Origin of the sequence: Flaviflexus massiliensis, from assembly GCF_001375495.1 — a bacterium.
In the GTDB taxonomy this organism is placed as follows: Bacteria; Actinomycetota; Actinomycetes; order Actinomycetales; family Actinomycetaceae; genus Flaviflexus; species Flaviflexus massiliensis.
Map to the genome: position 1 here is coordinate 1,224,357 of NZ_LN831058.1, position 16,825 is coordinate 1,241,181.

A 16,825-nucleotide genomic window follows, 5' to 3' on the forward strand; every position below is an offset into this window, starting at 1 on the left:
ACATCGGTCCACAATCGCTACCCTCACGGCGTATCGGACACCCTCCGACCCGTCGGCTAAGGATGGTGATTTCGTCTGTCGATGGATAAGTTTCTTGGTCGATGACAGTACGAATTAACGGGTGACATGGTGGCAGAACGTGTCCACATGTTCGACATTCCGCCAAAGGGAGGCCTCGGTCAGCGGGGAAGACGCTAGGGTTGGGACATGGGTAGTACACCGTCTCGAACTTTTGGCTCTGTCGGAGTGGCAATGGCAACGCCATTTTCCCCCGACGGTTCACTCGATATTGAGTCCGCACGCCAGCTCGCATCGCACCTTGTCGATCAGGGTGCCGATTGCATCCTCCTGTCCGGCACGACCGGAGAATCACCGACCACGCACCAGCCTGAGAAGGACCTGCTTGTCAGCGAGGTCGTGGCCGAGGTGAATGGCCGGGCCTTGGTGATTGCAGGTGCGGGTTCCAATGACACCGCGCACGGTGTGCGCATCGCCGTCGGTGCAGAGAAGTCGGGTGCCCAGGGGCTCCTTGTTGTCTCTCCGTACTATTCCCGCCCCTCCCAGGAGGGCATCTTCCAGCACATCAGCGCGATTGCTGATGCGACGGGTTTACCCGTCATGGTCTACGACATCCCCGGACGCACCGGAGTGAAGATCGCCGACGAGACGTTCGATCGCCTTGCCGAGAACCCGAAGATCAAGGCGGTGAAGGACGCTGCCGGCGATCTTCCCACCGGCATTGCCGTTTCCCGCCGTACGGGACTCGAATACTACTCGGGCGATGATGCTCTCAACCTGCCATGGTTGACCATTGGAGCCTCCGGCATTGTCTCCGTCGTGGGACACGTGGCGGCAGCTCGCTACCGGGCGATGATCGACGCGGTGGACGCTGGGAACTATGAGGAAGCACGCACGATCGATGGCGGCCTGCACTCCCTCGTTGACGTCATCATGGGTGGCGGACAGGGAGCTGTCATGGCCAAGGAAGCCCTCGCCATGATTGGTACGATCCCGAACGCGACTGTTCGCCTGCCGCTCGTTGGTGCGGGTCAGGGAGAACTCGACGAACTGCGGAAGGTTCTGCGGGTCCAGGGCTACCTGTCCTAAGACTGCTCCGTCCTACCTTGAATAGCTGACTGCCCGAGGCTTCCCGCCTCGGGCAGTCAGCTATTTCATCGAGGTGATTCGGGCCACTTCGAAGTCCGATTGACCACGCTGTGATTAAGGCCGTGACTTATTTTCTTTCCGGAAGGTGTGGCGGGGATAAGAGCCGGAATGGGCTGGAATGGGGATGGGAAAGTTACCCGTGCGGGTTGGGTGCAGAAAACTCTCACTTCATGGGAGAATGTGGACGTGAATTACGCTCGACCAGATCTCCTCAAGCCCGGCCCCCTCAAGAAGAACACCCTGAGGATTGTCCCTCTCGGTGGTCTGGGTGAGGTTGGGCGAAACATGACCGTCTTTGAAATCAACGGACGCCTCCTCATTGTTGACTGTGGAGTGCTCTTCCCCGAAGAAGCACAGCCCGGTGTTGACCTGATTCTGCCCGACTTCGAATACATCGAGGACCGCCTCGACGATATCGAGGCCATTATTCTCACCCACGGGCACGAGGACCACATCGGTGCCGTCCCCTACCTCCTTCGACTGAAGAACGACATCCCTGTCGTTGGTTCCCAACTCACCCTCGCCTTCATTGAAGCGAAACTTCACGAGCACCGGATCACCCCTTACACGCTCCAGGTATCGGAAGACGACGTCGAACAGTTCGGTCCCTTCGAAGTCGAATTTGTGGCAGTCAACCACTCCATCCCCGATGCTCTCGCCGCCATGATTCGAACCGCCGCCGGCAACGTGCTCATTACCGGTGATTTTAAGATGGACCAGCTACCCCTCGACCGCCGCATCACCGACCTGCGTGCCTTCGCACGCCTCGGTGAAGAGGGCGTCGACCTGTTCATGACGGACTCCACCAACGCCGAGGTCCCCGGCTTCACGACTGCCGAAGTCGAGATTGGACCCGTCCTCAACCAGGTCTTCTCCGCAGCGACAGGTCAGATCGTTGTCGCTTCCTTTGCTTCCCACGTCCACCGTGTCCAGCAGGTGCTCGACGCGGCAGCCGCCAACAACCGTGTCGTCACCTTCGTGGGGCGCTCCATGGTTCGCAATATGGGAATTGCGGCTGACCTCGGCTACCTCGATGTCCCGGACGGCGTGCTTGTTGATCTGAAGAAGATCAATGACTACCCCGAATCGAAGCGCGTCTACATGTCGACCGGTTCCCAGGGGGAGCCCATGGCGGTGCTGTCCCGCATTGCAAACGAGAACCACCCCAAGATCTCAGTGGGCCCCGGCGACACCGTTGTTTTTGCTTCCTCTCTCATTCCCGGCAACGAGAACTCCGTTTTCCGCCTCATCAACGGGCTCATGAGGCTCGGCACCAAGGTTGTGCACCAGGCCAATGCTCGCGTCCACGTATCCGGACACGCATCAGCCGGTGAGCTCCTCTACTGCTACAACATCGTCCAGCCCACGGCTGTCATGCCCATCCACGGCGAAATCCGCCACCTTGTCGCCAACGGTGCGCTCGCGGTAAAGACCGGTGTCCCGGCAGAGAACATCATGCTCGCCGAGGACGGTGTCGTGGTGGATATGGTTGATGGGCAATCGAGTATTGTCGGCGCCGTTCCCTGCGGCTATGTCTACGTGGACGGTTCCTCGGTTGGTGATCTGACCGAGGCGGAGCTCAAGGATCGTAGGATCCTCTCCGAAGAAGGCTTCGTCGCTCTCTTCGCCGTCGTTGACCCAACCAAGAAGGAGATCGTCTCCGGCCCGCACATTCAGTCGAGGGCAATGGCGGAAGACGACGAGGTGTTCGACAAGGTCCTACCCGATGTCACGCAGGCACTGCAGGATGCATTGGACGAAGGGGCGGACACGTACCAGATGCAGCAGGCGATGCGCCGTGCCATTGGGCGCTGGGTCTCCCGCAGGCTGCGCCGCAAGCCCATGATCGTTCCCACGGTCATCGAAGTATAGAAAACATCGAAGTACAGAAATCACAGACGAGAAACAGAGAAGTGAAGGCCACCCCCGGGTGGCCTTCACTCGTTCCGTACCATCGACCTACTCGTCAGAGATCTAAGTTCCGAGGAATCTGGGGAGAATCTGAGCTCTAGCAAATATTCAAGAGCGTCTTATACTTTGGGACTTCCACTCTGTGAGCTGTGCCTCTACGATGAAAAGATGGCACTTTGTGAACGATGACGTTCAGTATGGAGGATTCAATGACGCAATTTGTGGGCGTGCGCAACATGGTTCGCTGGATTCAGCACGATGGGGTCGAAGCGATCATTCGAGAGATGATGGGGGAGCTCGATCGCGACTTTGGCAGGTGGCAGTCGTTCGAAAAAATTCCCCGACTCGCCTCGCACTCACCTATCGGGGTCATCGAACTCATGCCGACGAGCGACGGTGAGCAGTACTCGTTCAAATACGTGAACGGCCACCCCTCCAACCCCGCCCGCGGCTTCCAAACAGTCACGGCCTTCGGTGCGCTCGCAGACGTCGATAACGGGTACCCCGTATTTGTTGCTGAAATGACCCTCCTGACAGCATTGCGGACGGCTGCGATCTCGGCTCTTGTTGCGAAGTACCTGGGACGCCCGGATTCCAGGTCGATGGCGATGATCGGGTCGGGGAGCCAAGCGGAGTTCCAGGCATTGGGCATGAGGGCGGCGCTGGGGATCGAGAACCTGACGATCTACGATGTTGATCCGAATGCGATGGAGAAGTTCCGGAGGAACATGGAGCCGCTCGGATTCACGATCACGATCTGTGGGAGTGCGGACGAGGCGATCCTCGGTGCGGATGTGGTGACCACATGCACGGCAGACAAGCAGCTCGCTACCGTCCTTCACGACCACCAGGTCGCTCCCGGTGTTCATATCAATGCGATCGGCGGCGATTGCCCGGGTAAGACCGAACTCGATTCCGCGATCCTTGACCGTGCCAGCGTGTTCGTCGAATTCGAGGAACAGACACGCATTGAGGGAGAGATTCAGCAGGTTGCAGCGGACTTCCCGGTTACCGAGTTCTGGGAAGTCGTGGCGGGGAAGCACCCGGGACGTACCTCGGCTGAAGAGATTACAGTCTTTGACTCAGTAGGTTTCGCGATCTCCGACTTCGCCGCACTCAAGGTGTGTAGAAGAATGACTGACGATAGTGATTTGCAGGACGCGATCGACCTCATCGCCAACCCGGATGATCCGAAAGACCTGTTTGCGATGACACTGGTGAGCTCACCGGTTCATTGATTTACCCCGGCCTGTCATTCACCATTGGCTCAGTCGAGGTTACGGAAAATCAAAGTAGGAAGGATCCTCGACAACTGTCGGGGATCCTTTCGTTGAGGCAGATTTTTGGTGAATACTGAGGCTGTTACGGGTGCGTGAGAAAAACCGCTTAGCTCTATGTTTCGGCGCGTGGGTAGGAAAGTGACTGGTAGGGGAACTATTCTCGAGGGTGTGAGTAAGTCTGAACCGAGTAAACCTGGACGGAAGGCATCGCAGGCGACCACCGGTCGTGTGCGATCCGGTGGTCGTGCGCGCACGCAGCAGACAGCGAAGACCCAGATCCAGCCCAAACCGGTCGTGGAGGACACCTCCCCGGCGCGGCGTGACGGTCTTGCCCTGACACTGATCGGTCTCGCAATCATCATTGCGTTGCGGGAATGGTTCCAGTTGTCCGGGGCGCTCGGCTCCTTTATTCACCACATCACGGCCGGCCCCATCGGTCTGCTCGGGATCTTTATTCCGATCGTTCTCGTCTTCTTCGCGATCCGGCTGTTCCGGGCATCAACGAGGAACGCAAATAAGAACCTCGTGATCGGAACCGTCCTCCTCATCATCTCCGTGACCGGCATCCTCCACATTCTTCGGGGTGTAGGGAATCCGATGGATGACATTGCGGGAGTGGAGAATGCGGGCGGCATCATCGGCTGGCTAGCGGGTGGGGGGCTGTCCTACCTGCTGTCGCCCTACGGCGCTGTCCCGATCCTCATCCTGCTTGCCATCTACTCGATTCTCTACGGCACCTCGACTTCGATCCGCGATGTTATCGACATGATGCGGGAGCGTAAGCCGGAGAAGGAAGAAAGCGAAGCGAAGGAGTCGCTCGCGGACAGGATCAAGCGGAAGCGGGATGCTGCCTTCAGTGACGAGGCGGAGCCGTACGACGAGAGCTGGGAGATGGAGAAGGCTCCCGATCTGCCCCAGGTCGATATGACGAAGCGGAAGCCCAAAAAGACGGCCGTAGCCCCCGCAATCCCCGATCCGACGGAGGTCGTGAGCCCGAAGGCATCGGTGGACTTGCCGGCACCGGAACCCTCACCCGAGGAAGCGGAAGACGAACAAACCTTCTTTGAACAGCCCGAACTGTCGGCAAGCCTCGCGTACGAGCTGCCGGACATGGGAATGCTGACGGCAGGTTCCCCGCACCTGGAACGCTCCGAAGTTAACGATTCGGTCGTTGCCTCGCTCACTCGGGTCTTTGAAGAATTCTCCGTGGACGCGACCGTCACCGGCTTCTCTCGCGGACCGACAGTCACCCAGTACGAGGTTGAGCTCGGCCCCGGCGTCAAGGTCGAACGCATTACCCAGCTGTCCCGAAACATTGCTTATGCTGTCGCATCGGCCGATGTTCGCATCCTCTCACCCATCCCCGGCAAGCAGGCCGTGGGCATCGAGATCCCGAACGCCGACCGTGAGACCGTGGTCCTCGGCGATGTTCTCCGGTCTTCGGTTGCCCAGAAGCAGGCGCACCCGCTCGTTGTTGGCTTGGGCAAGTCCGTCCAGGGCAATTACGTGGTCGCGAACTTGGCGAAGATGCCGCACTTGCTCGTGGCAGGTGCAACCGGTTCGGGTAAGTCCTCCTTCGTCAACTCGATGATCACATCGATCCTCATGAGGGCCACACCCGACCAGGTGCGACTCATCCTTGTTGACCCCAAGCGCGTTGAACTGACGGTCTATGCCGGGATCCCGCACCTCATCACCCCCATCATCACCAATCCTAAGAAGGCCGCTGAGGCTCTCGAATGGGTGGTGGAGGAGATGGACCGCAGGTACGACGATCTTGCTTCGTTCGGTTACCGCCACGTCGACCAGTTCAACGAGGCGGTTCATGCCGGGCACGTGAAGCCGCTTCCCGGATCCGAACGCGAAATCAAGCCCTACCCCTATCTCGTCGTCGTGGTCGACGAGCTCGCCGACCTCATGCTGATCGCACCGAAGGACGTTGAGGCGTCCATTCAGCGCATCACCCAGCTCGCCCGTGCCGCCGGCATCCACCTCGTGCTTGCCACCCAGCGTCCCTCCGTGGATGTTGTTACCGGCCTGATTAAGTCGAACGTGCCCTCGCGCCTTGCTTTTTCCACGTCGTCGCTTGCTGACTCCCGCGTGATCCTTGACCAGCCGGGTGCCGAGAAGCTCATTGGTCAGGGCGATGCACTGTTCATGCCGTCCGGTGCCACCAAGCCCATCCGCGTCCAGGGCGCATGGGTTGGTGAGTCCGAGATCGAGAAGGTCGTGGACTACGTCAAGGGGAAGATGGAGCCCGAGTACCGGGAGGACGTGACCGCGAAGCCGGATGCGAAGAAGAAGATTGACGACGACATCGGTGACGATCTTGACGTGCTCTTGCAGGCAGCTGAACTCGTTGTCTCCACCGACTTTGGATCCACCTCCATGCTCCAGCGCAAGCTCCGAATCGGCTTCGCCAAGGCGGGGCGGATGATGGACCTGCTTGAGTCCCGTGACATTGTCGGCCCCTCGGAAGGCTCCAAGGCCCGCGAAGTCCTCGTTATGCCCGAGCAGCTCCCTGAAGTTCTCGCCATGCTCAAGGGCGAAGAACCACCCGAGGGTGCCTACGAGACTCCCGTTGAGGAGGAGCCGGTCGACGGCACCCAGATCCTTCCCGCCTCCCAAGTTCCCTCGGCAGAGGACTACTGGGACGAGGACGATGATGATTCTGAAGATGCCTGGCAACTGACAGGCAGAGGATAACCACTATTGTGAGGTGAGGGCTTGAGTGCACATGATGTACTCAAGCCCTCACCTCTTTCCACTCTTTGCGGGATATCGCCTTGGGTGCGGGAGAGGCGCTGCGAGTCGGAGCCCAGAAAGTTCAGTTCTCTTGTTATCGGCGTAGCTAGGCCATATGCCGCTAGTAGCGTTGCCAAGCATGGTCTTGTTTTTTCGGAAGCCGGGTATTGTTTTTCAGAATAGGCGGAATTCTTTTGTTCTTTCCGCCCCGACCTGAAGAACCGGGTCCAGCCATCCCGATGTTGCACAGGTGCAATATCTCTCTACCCCTCGTCTCGAGGGCAACAGTCAATGACATGTTGTTTAGCGGATTCGCATCCGGTATTCGTACCGGTTCACGAAGCTTCGTGAACAAGACCGCCTAGCAGGAGGTGAGCAACATGGTGAAGAGAGGGCTTCTTGTCGCTGGCGCGGTCGCTGTATCGTCTGTGGCACTCGTCAGTGGTATCAAGGCCTGGCAGGGCACAGAGAATCGTGACGAGCAGGTCGTTGAACTGGCTCCGGTGACATACCCGTCGTTTGAATCTGCTCAGGCAGCCAATGACGCCACCATGCTGGTTACCATTGTCTCTTCGGACGGGCGCTATGTGGACTTCGGCCTGGATGGGAAGCCCAACTTTGGTGGGGATCCAGGCGCCGGAATCGAATACTTCACCGCGCACGTGGACGACGTCATTTCGGGGGATGAGTCCCTCGTGGAACAGAGCATTGTTGTGACGCAGCTCGAGAGCGGCACCGTGAGTGAGGTTGAGGTCGGTGACCAATTCGAGCCAGGACAGAGCTACGTGATCATCGCGTCGTCATATGAACCAAATCCGGGCACGATCGATAGTGAGGTTTGGTCGACGACTCTTGCAGAGCAAGGGGTTTTTCCCGTCATTGAGGGAGAGGTATTCCCAACTAGCCCCGATCTGTTTCCGGAAGTCTTTGATGGAAATTCGGTTTCCCTCGAAGTTCTTGAAAACGAATAGCTCGCAGAAAACTGTTACCTGCGGGGCTCAACGGAGGTAGAGACCTGGGTCGGAACCTCGAGGCGTTCGCTACTGCCGTTCGCTTCCATGACCGGATACGTGACGGCGGCTCGCTCCTGGAGCTCAGCATCGCTCAGCGTCAGGGTGGCCGGGCGCCCGCCCCTCAGCTCCTCATTGAGGAAGTACAGTCGGTTATTGCCCGGAGCATCCTGGGTCACGACGGTCCAATCGAGGCGGTCGACCGTGGCTGGGCCCTCTGCTGGTACATCAATTGTTGCGGTGCCAAGATAACCCGTTGTTACTCGGTATCCGTGGTTGGCGATGGTCTGTCCCGAAATGAGGTTCCCCATCGACCAGGCGACCCACATGCCCTCACCCCGCGGACCACCCTCGAGTTCTGTTACAGGCTCGGGAACGTGGGAGTGATTTCCGTAGACGAGATCGACCTGGCCGGAATCGGCAAGCTGCTGCGCAATAATCTGCTGCTCCTCGATCGGCTTCGACACGTACTCGGTTCCCCAGTGCATGGAGACAACAACAAGGTCGGCACCCTCCTCGCGTGCCGACTCCGCCATATCGATGACGTCCGATGTTTCGTAGGGGCCGAGCTCACCGATCACGAACCAGGACCACGGCTGTTCCGTCCTGATCGGAACCCCATTGGTCAATGCTGTGGCGGAAATGTGGGCGACCGTCACCGTGCGGCCCTCCACTTCAATGTCATAAAACTGCACATCTTTGGATTCTTCCTCGGTGCGTGCGCCACCATGGAAGCCCATGCCGTTCTCTTCCAACACGGTATTCGTGCGTTCTACGCCTGCGAAGCCCCGATCCATCGTGTGGTTCGTCGCCGTGTTGCATCCGTCCCATCCGACTTCCTTGAGCGAGGAAATAAGGTCTGCGGGTGCACCGAAGCTTGGATATCCCGAATATTCCGTGCCCTCGGGAGCGATCGGAACCTCGAGTGAGCAAAGTGCCAGATCAGCTCCGCTGATCCACGGCTCAATACCCTCGTACTGGTAGGTGAAATCAAAAGAGTCGGGACCCGTGCGTGCGGTTTCGTAGATCGAGGGGTGGAGAAGAATATCGCCGCCGGACACGATCGTCAGCTGAGCCATGGGCTCACCGGGATCGGCCGCTTCTATCTCGTCATCGGTGGGCTTTTCAGTTTCGTCTGTGCCCTGCGTGGATTCCTCATCACCGGCTGGTTCAGAAGAAGGCGGAGTGGTCTCGGGGGAGGTCGATTCGCTGGCATCGGGAGTCTCCGACTCGCTGTCACCCTGGCTTGTTATGGAGCTACAGGAAGCCAAAAAGAAGGCAGATGCGAGGGCGACAGTGCTCAACCGGCGAAAGGACATGGTACAAGCATAGGGGATGACAGCGAACAACAACCTATGCTTAAGGGGTGACCAATCAAGATTCCGTACCGGTTCTCAACATCGCCAATGTCGTCACCGTCATTCGGCTCCTGCTCATCCCTGCCTTCATTTGGGCCTTCTGGGATGCTGACACCACCTCCCGGTGGATCGCGACCGGGATCTTTTTCGTTGCCGCCATGACCGACAAACTTGACGGCTATCTGGCGCGCTCCCGCAACCTCATCACTGACTTCGGGAAGCTGGCGGACTCGATCGCCGACAAGGCCCTCATCGGAGCCGCTCTTATCATGCTCTCCTGGCACGACATGCTGCCCTGGTGGATCACGATCGTCATGCTCGCCCGTGAACTCGGCATCACCATCATGCGCATGTACATGAAGAGGAAGGCAGTCATGGCCGCCGGTAAGGGCGGCAAGCTCAAGATGATGCTCCAGTCCCTCTTTATCGGCGGACTGCTCCTCCCGTGGCGCTCAATCTTCCCCGACTGGTTCGCCACCGCCATGGAATGGTTGACCTGGGCACTGGTGGTTGGCGCGCTTATCACCTCCATCTGGTCCGCCATCCAATACGTCCAAGACGCCATCCAGATCTCACGCGACTACGACAAGGAAATGACCCATCCCTCGGGTGGCTCCGAGAATTCAACGGCTGCAGCACTGCAAGGCGATACATTGGAACCGGAACCGGGATCGACACCGAAAACTGATTGGCCAGAAAACGGCGAGAACGGCGACAACGATTAGGCTTTCTAGAGTAGCTGGCGCGCTCAAGTGTCAACGAATAGTGTCAGTGCAGAAGGGGAACCTGTGACTGCAGAGGACTTAGCGGAACTGGACGCGGTCGCTGCCCGAACGATTCTGGACCGGGGAGAAACCGTTGCCGTTGCAGAATCCCTAACTGGTGGACTCGTTAGCGCGCTCCTCGTTGAACAACCTGGAATCTCCACCGTCTTCCTGGGGTCGATCGTGTCCTACACGAATGATGTGAAAGCCCGCGTGCTGGGAGTGGATCAAGGACTGCTCGAAACGGTCGGCCCGGTCGATGGGCAGGTGGCGGTGCAGATGGCCGGGGGAGTGGCAACCCTGACTGGAGCCAGTCGAGCCGTTTCAACGACGGGCGTGGCAGGACCGGGAGGGTCGGATGGGTACGAGGCCGGGACGGTCTGGATCGGTCGCGAAAATGGTTTCGCCTATTCCTTCTTATTCCCGGGAACTCGTACCAATATCCGAAACTATTCCGCAACAGTGGCATTGTCGATCCTCGCCGGCATAGAGTTGCCGCAAGAACTCGCGCAATACCAACGTTTAACCAAATCCTGGAAATAAACTGATAGCCCCCGGCCCGAATGGGAACTTCGGGAACAAAAGCAGATGATCGCTCGTTGTAGCTAGTGATGGCAATGGAAACACGAACCGGCGTCAACCGGAAAAAGAACGTAGATATTATTCGCCCCCGCGACCTGGGCGCATCCAAGTCGTCCGAACCTGCACTGCTCCGCCGCGAACTGGGAGATGTCCTCCGCGCATACCGTCAGCGACAGGGCCGCACCCTGCGCGAGGTATCCTCGGATGCACGAGTCTCCCTCGGCTACCTGTCCGAGGTCGAACGTGGACAGAAGGAAGCCTCCTCGGAGCTGCTCCTGTCGATCTGCCAGGCGCTCAATGTCCCCCTCGGCCACGTGCTTCGCCTTGTCGCCGACCGAATCGACCTCTCGGAAGGCCGGGTACCCCCGAGCTTCCGTGTCCCGGACACCGTCCAGGAAGCTCTCGCTGAAGCAGGCGTGAACTAAAACTGCGCGTTGCAGAAGCCGCGGCTACGGCCGCGGCTTCGCGCGTCCTTGGAGATCATGAATCATTCTGAATTTTGGGTTGTCGTGAGCGACACCTTTGGAAGCGCGTACGGGCAGGCGATTGTCCGAACCCTTGCACTGCCCCAACTGGGGCACAGGACGGCAACAGAACTGCTTGATAGTGGGGAGAAGCCGCAGAAGGTTTGGTCGGCGATCTGTCACGAAATGGATCTCGATGACGAGACCGAGTTCCGGCACCGACAGAACCGGAAACACAAATAGGGCGGCGTGGTTCCTCCATTCGAACGAATGTTCAGTTATGATGTTCCTCGGAACAGCGCCTTCGCGGATGTCCACAGTAAGGATTTCTGACGAATATTGTGTCTAAGGCGTGGCCTAGCGTTGTTCTTAGGTTGCCGCTCGGCGAGGGCGGGTTCCCTACCGTTCGCCTGTTCTACCCGCCCTATTCAAGGAGATAATGATGGCTGTGAAAGCTGAAGACCGCCAAAAGGCACTCGATACGGCTCTAGCGCAGATTGACCGCCAGTTCGGTAAAGGGTCGATCATGCGACTGGGCGACCAGACCGCTCAGAGTGTCAAAGTCATCCCCACGGGATCCGTGGCCCTTGACGTGGCGCTGGGAATTGGCGGACTGCCCCGTGGCAGGGTCGTTGAAATCTACGGACCAGAATCCTCCGGTAAGACCACTGTTGCGCTCCACGCCGTAGCAAACGCTCAGCGTGCCGGCGGCATCGCCGGGTTCATTGATGCCGAGCACGCACTTGACCCCGCCTACGCTCGTAAGCTCGGCGTCGACACGGACGCTCTCATTGTGTCTCAGCCCGATACGGGCGAACAGGCTCTCGAGATCATGGACATGCTCATTCGGTCCGGAGCTCTCGATATCGTCGTTATCGACTCCGTGGCAGCACTCGTTCCCAAGGCGGAAATTGAGGGCGAGATGGGTGACTCGCACGTCGGCCTCCAGGCCCGCCTCATGTCCCAGGCCCTGCGTAAGATCACGGGCGCCCTTTCCGCATCCGGCACCACCGCGATCTTCATTAACCAGCTGCGTGAAAAGATCGGTGTCTTCTTCGGTTCCCCCGAGACCACGACCGGTGGTAAGGCCCTGAAGTTCTACTCCTCCGTGCGCCTCGACGTGCGCCGCATCGAAACCTTGAAGGAAGCCGGTCAGCCGATCGGTAACCGCACCCGCATTAAGGTCGTCAAGAACAAGATGGCCCCGCCGTTCAAGCAGGCGGAGTTCGACATCCTCTACGGTCAGGGCATCTCCAAGGAGGGTGGCCTCATCGACATGGGTGTGGACAACGGAATTGTGCGCAAGTCCGGAGCCTGGTTCACCTACGAGGGTGAACAGCTCGGTCAGGGTAAGGAAAAGGCGCGCACCTACCTCATTGAGAACAAGGACACGGCCGAGGAGATCGAGCAGAAGATCCTCCAGAAGCTCGGCATTGGTGAATACGCAGTAACCCCGGACGCTGATCCGGTTGGTGGGGAAGAGATTCCCGACGAGTTCTAATGAAACTCACCGGTGACGAAACTCCCGAGGAATTCCGCAAGGAAGCCCGGGCGATCATCATGCGGCAGTTGGCGATGATGGATAGGTCTCGCCAGCAGCTCATGACCGCCCAGGTTTGCCGCGGAGTCCCGGAGGATATCGCGGCGGAAACAGTCGACAAGTTTGAGAATGCTGGACTTGTTGATGATGAAAAGTTTGCGGACATGCTCGTCCGTAGCCGCATGGCAGAAAAGCCCGTGTCAAAACGTGGCCTTGCCCGTGAGCTCGAGAAAAAGGGCATTGACCGCGAAACGGCCGAGGCCGCTCTCGAGCAAGTGAGTGGGGACGATGAACGCCAAGCAGCAATCGATCTGGCATTGAAGAAGGCCAGGGCAACTGAGGGGCTCGACTACCAGGTTCGTAAACGCAGAATCTTTGGTGCGCTTGCCCGCAGGGGCTTCAGTCCGGACCAGGCCATGGCCGCCATCCGCATCGCACTAGATGACAACGATGACTCAAGCTACTAGTCTTGAAAATAAGTATTCAAGTCTATTGGCTGGGTTTCCATGTTTGTGTTAACGATCGACCAGGTTGGCTCCCGCGGCGGAACCGACGGTGTCCCCGCGCTCCTCGAAGCGCTTTCGGACAGTGAGCTGGCAATGGTGCGGGACTTTGAGCGCACCGCGGGTGACGAGATCCAGGGCGTAACAGCCGAACCCACCAGTGTTCGCAAGGTTGCGCTTCACCTGCTCCGCGATGGTGGATGGCACGTGGGGATTGGCGTTGGTGAGGCCGAGCTCGGCGCAACAGCGCGGGCGGGAACCGGCCCCGCCTATGTTCATGCACGGACCGCGGTTGATCGAGCAAAATCGCTTAATCGCTTCTCCCCCTCCATTGCAGTCAGCGGTGATGACTCCGAGGCGGCAGAAGCTGCCGAATCGGTACTGAGAGCAACCGGTTTCCTTCTTGGGCAACGAACCGAAGCGCAATGGGAGGCGATCGATCTGCAGCGCTTGGGTTTCAGCGCCTCCGATATTGCCAAGGTTCTCGGTATCAGTGTCGAAGCCGTCTCCCAGCGGCGGGGCTACGGGGGACAGGTGATTGAAGAATCCCTCTGGCCCACCATCGACTTTCTCTTGGGGAGGATCTGATGGATATCGTTATCGCCATCGTGGCTCTCCTGTTCTCGGCTGTTGTGGGATGGCCGGTTGTTGAGGGAGTGTTTGCCCTCGTGCGGGTTGTGCCTGAGGAAGGCCGGAAGGACAACGATCTTGTCATCGAGCTGCCACCACCGGCACGAAAGTACGTCCTGCTTGGCGGTTCGGTCATCGGAATTCTCGAACGATTGTCGACCACGGGCCTAGTACTTGTCGGTCAGCCGGGGCTCATCGCTGTCGTTGTCGCAATTAAATCCCTGGGGAGATGGGCGGAGCTGCAGGAGGATCCCGCGATAAACGAACGCTTTATCATCGGTTCGCTCGCCAGCTATCTGTGGGCCGGCCTGTGCGGATTCGTTGCGTTACAGATCATGAACTAGAGATTTCCGCTGGCCCCGGCTCATGGCCCTAGAATGGACTGCGATGACTGAGACAACTTTGCCCCGCACCTACGCCATCCGCACCCTCGGGTGCCAGATGAACGTCCACGACTCCGAACGGCTTGCCGGCTTACTCGAGACGGCAGGCTATCAGCACGTTGACAACGTGCCCGAGGCGGCCACGCGCGCCACGGATGCTGGTGATGCAGGGGCAGACATTATTGTCCTCAACACGTGTTCGGTCCGTGAAAATGCGGCCAATAAGCTCTTCGGTAACCTCGGTCAGCTCGCCGCGGTCAAGCGTGAGCGTCCGGGCATGCAGATTGCCGTCGGCGGCTGTCTGGCCCAGCAGATGGGTGATGGGATCGTTGAGAAGGCCCCGTGGGTCGATGTCGTCCTCGGCACCCACAATCTCGATGTGCTCCCAACTCTTCTTGAGCGTGCTCGCCACAATAGTGAGGCCGCGGTCGAGATCGAAGAATCCCTCAAGGTCTTCCCCTCCACTCTGCCCACCAGGCGCGAGTCAGCATATGCCGCCTGGGTGTCGATCTCGGTCGGTTGCAACAACACCTGTACTTTCTGCATTGTCCCTCAGCTCCGCGGCAAAGAACGCGACCGCAGGCCCGGCGAGATCCTGCAAGAAATTGAAGCCGTGGTTGCCGAGGGTGCCATCGAAGTCACCCTGTTGGGGCAGAACGTGAACTCCTACGGTGTTGGCTTTGGTCAGCGCGGTGCCTTCGCTGATTTACTGCGTGCCTGCGGCAATATTGAAGGTCTTGAGCGCGTTCGCTTTACATCGCCTCACCCTGCCGCGTTCACGCAGGATGTGATTGATGCGATGGCGGAGACCCCGAACGTCATGCCCTCGTTGCACATGCCGCTCCAGTCCGGATCGGACAGAATCCTGCGTGCCATGCGACGCTCCTACCGGTCGAAGAAGTTCCTTGGCATCCTCGACTCCGTGCGGGAAAAGATTCCGAACGCCGCGATCACGACCGACATTATCGTTGGCTTCCCCGGTGAGACGGAAGAAGACTTCCAGGCGACTCTCGACGTGGTCGAGCAGTCCCGCTTCTCCTCTGCCTTCACCTTCCTGTATTCACCCCGCCCGGGAACGCCTGCGGCTGATATGGAGGACCAGGTTCCGGCCGAGGTTGCGAGCGAACGCTACAACCGGCTCATTGCCCTCCAGAAGCGCATCTCCACCGAAGAAAACGAAGCCCAGGTGGGTCGCACGGTCGACATTCTGATCGCCGCGGGCGAGGGACGCAAGGATGCAGACACCGAACGCCTGACCGGACGGGCCGAGGACAACAGGCTCGTCCACGTTGCCCTTCCCGACCACCTGCGATCACTGGCCGGCACCTTCTCCGGCCCGAATCACGATGCCGAACTGCCCCGACCTGGTGACATGGTGCGGGCCACGGTCACCCACGGTGCACCTCACCACCTGCTCGCGGACTCCGCGCTGAACGGTGGCACGTTCGAAATCATTCGGACTCGTGCCGGTGAGGCGTGGGCGAAGGGAAAGGCACGCGTGGCAGAGCTTGAGGCTGAGGCCCGCGGACCGGTTTCGCTCGGACTGCCCACGATTCGCACGCGATGATAATCGCCATCGTTGGCCCAACCGCCGTCGGCAAGTCAGCCGCGGCGATTGAGTTGGCGGAGCGACTCGGCGGCCCAGAAGCGGTCGAGATCATTGGTGCCGATTCCATGCAACTGTATCGGGGCATGGATATTGGTACCGCGAAGGTGACGGAAGTCGAGCAGCGCGGGATCGCCCACCACCAGATCGATGTTCTCGATATCTCGCAGGAAGCCTCAGTTTCCGCATACCAAAAGCATGCGCGCCGTGACATCGATGGAATTGTTGACCTAGGCAAGGTCCCGATCCTCGTTGGTGGTTCGGGACTCTACGTGGCCGCGGCGCTCGACAAGATTGACTTCCCCGGAACGATTCCCGAGGTGAGGGAACGCTACGAGAAGCGGCTTACCGAGATTGGGGACATTGCCCTCCACGCTGAGCTTTCCGCCATCGACCCCGAGTCCGCCAGGGTCATTGACCCGCGCAACACCAGGCGCGTGGTCCGTGCCCTTGAGGTGAACGAGGTGACGGGCAGATCCTTCCAGCCAGTCTTCCCGCGCCACACGTCGCAGTACGTCGACACGATTGTCGTGGGGTTGGAGATGGAGATGGGGGAGTTGGAGGAACGGATCCGGCTCCGCACGGACCTCATGTTTGATCAGGGACTCCTTCTCGAGACGGCAGCCTTGCGGGAGCAGGGCCTGGATCAGGCCCCCACGGCACGCACCGCTACCGGATATCGCGAGGCTCTCGCGGTTCTCGATGGGGAACTGACCGAAGAGGAAGCTCGCGAGCTGGTGTCGGCCGCAACCCGGAAGCTGGTGAAGAAGCAGTTGACGTGGTTCCGGCGGGACCCGCGGGTCAGATGGCTTTCTGCTCGCGATGTCTCGGAACTTCCCACGATCGTCCGGGAAGCCACCCACAATCGTCGATAGAATAGTT

16 protein-coding genes are annotated in these 16,825 nt (G+C 59.2%); 15 read left to right on the forward strand and 1 reads right to left on the reverse strand.

Going from position 1 to position 16,825, the window contains the following annotated elements; translation table 11 throughout:
* The first annotated feature begins 207 nt into the window (after positions 1-207).
* The 5 genes from dapA (at position 208) to BN1241_RS09695 (ending at position 8,074) form a co-directional block, all read left to right on the forward strand.
* Positions 208-1,107, forward strand: coding sequence for a 4-hydroxy-tetrahydrodipicolinate synthase (gene dapA, locus BN1241_RS09675; protein WP_054953389.1), 900 nt, complete (start codon positions 208-210; stop codon positions 1,105-1,107).
* Between the two features lie 300 nt (positions 1,108-1,407).
* Positions 1,408-3,039: a ribonuclease J gene (locus BN1241_RS09680; protein WP_261795478.1), complete on the forward strand. Its 1,632-nt coding sequence runs from the start codon at positions 1,408-1,410 to the stop codon at positions 3,037-3,039.
* Positions 3,040-3,287: 248 nt separating this feature from the next.
* Positions 3,288-4,316, forward strand: a complete 1,029-nt coding sequence (locus BN1241_RS09685; protein ID WP_147599392.1) for an ornithine cyclodeaminase — start codon at positions 3,288-3,290, stop codon at positions 4,314-4,316.
* Between the two features lie 210 nt (positions 4,317-4,526).
* Positions 4,527-7,064 (forward strand): FtsK/SpoIIIE family DNA translocase, encoded by a 2,538-nt coding sequence (locus BN1241_RS09690; protein WP_230198301.1) that lies wholly within the window; start codon positions 4,527-4,529, stop codon positions 7,062-7,064.
* A 419-nt stretch (positions 7,065-7,483) separates the two neighbouring features.
* Complete coding sequence (locus BN1241_RS09695; RefSeq protein ID WP_054953392.1) at positions 7,484-8,074, forward strand: hypothetical protein; 591 nt, start codon at positions 7,484-7,486, stop codon at positions 8,072-8,074.
* Positions 8,075-8,088: 14 nt separating this feature from the next.
* Here BN1241_RS09695 and BN1241_RS09700 read toward each other — a convergent pair whose 3' ends face one another.
* On the reverse strand, positions 8,089-9,432 hold the full coding sequence (locus tag BN1241_RS09700) for a CapA family protein (protein WP_082418306.1): 1,344 nt from the start codon (positions 9,430-9,432) through the stop codon (positions 8,089-8,091).
* Between the two features lie 47 nt (positions 9,433-9,479).
* Here BN1241_RS09700 and pgsA point away from each other — a divergent pair, with 47 nt between their 5' ends.
* From pgsA to miaA, 10 genes are all read left to right on the forward strand, one after another.
* Positions 9,480-10,196 (forward strand): CDP-diacylglycerol--glycerol-3-phosphate 3-phosphatidyltransferase, encoded by a 717-nt coding sequence (pgsA, locus tag BN1241_RS09705; protein ID WP_077138350.1) that lies wholly within the window; start codon positions 9,480-9,482, stop codon positions 10,194-10,196.
* Positions 10,197-10,259: 63 nt separating this feature from the next.
* Positions 10,260-10,778: a CinA family protein gene (locus tag BN1241_RS09710; RefSeq protein ID WP_082418307.1), complete on the forward strand. Its 519-nt coding sequence runs from the start codon at positions 10,260-10,262 to the stop codon at positions 10,776-10,778.
* Positions 10,779-10,846: 68 nt separating this feature from the next.
* The gene (locus BN1241_RS09715) at positions 10,847-11,242 is read left to right on the forward strand and encodes a helix-turn-helix domain-containing protein (protein ID WP_054953394.1); all 396 of its coding nucleotides are present in this window, start codon (positions 10,847-10,849) and stop codon (positions 11,240-11,242) included.
* Between the two features lie 57 nt (positions 11,243-11,299).
* Entirely contained in the window at positions 11,300-11,524 is a 225-nt protein-coding gene (locus BN1241_RS13640; RefSeq protein WP_054953395.1) for a DUF3046 domain-containing protein, read from the forward strand.
* 199 nt (positions 11,525-11,723) lie between these two features.
* Positions 11,724-12,782 (forward strand): recombinase RecA, encoded by a 1,059-nt coding sequence (gene recA / locus BN1241_RS09725; protein WP_054953396.1) that lies wholly within the window; start codon positions 11,724-11,726, stop codon positions 12,780-12,782.
* Positions 12,782-13,288: a regulatory protein RecX gene (locus tag BN1241_RS09730; RefSeq protein ID WP_054953397.1), complete on the forward strand. Its 507-nt coding sequence runs from the start codon at positions 12,782-12,784 to the stop codon at positions 13,286-13,288. The genes recA and BN1241_RS09730 overlap by 1 nt, the downstream gene beginning before the upstream one ends.
* A 39-nt stretch (positions 13,289-13,327) precedes the next feature.
* Positions 13,328-13,912, forward strand: a complete 585-nt coding sequence (locus BN1241_RS09735) for a hypothetical protein (RefSeq protein WP_054953398.1) — start codon at positions 13,328-13,330, stop codon at positions 13,910-13,912.
* Entirely contained in the window at positions 13,912-14,298 is a 387-nt protein-coding gene (locus BN1241_RS09740) for a hypothetical protein (RefSeq protein ID WP_054953399.1), read from the forward strand. Before BN1241_RS09735 ends, BN1241_RS09740 begins: the two co-directional genes overlap by 1 nt.
* Before the next feature lie 43 nt (positions 14,299-14,341).
* Positions 14,342-15,904: a tRNA (N6-isopentenyl adenosine(37)-C2)-methylthiotransferase MiaB gene (miaB, locus tag BN1241_RS09745; RefSeq protein WP_054953400.1), complete on the forward strand. Its 1,563-nt coding sequence runs from the start codon at positions 14,342-14,344 to the stop codon at positions 15,902-15,904.
* Positions 15,901-16,818 (forward strand): tRNA (adenosine(37)-N6)-dimethylallyltransferase MiaA, encoded by a 918-nt coding sequence (gene miaA / locus BN1241_RS09750; RefSeq protein WP_054953401.1) that lies wholly within the window; start codon positions 15,901-15,903, stop codon positions 16,816-16,818. Before miaB ends, miaA begins: the two co-directional genes overlap by 4 nt.
* The last annotated feature ends 7 nt before the right edge of the window (positions 16,819-16,825 follow it).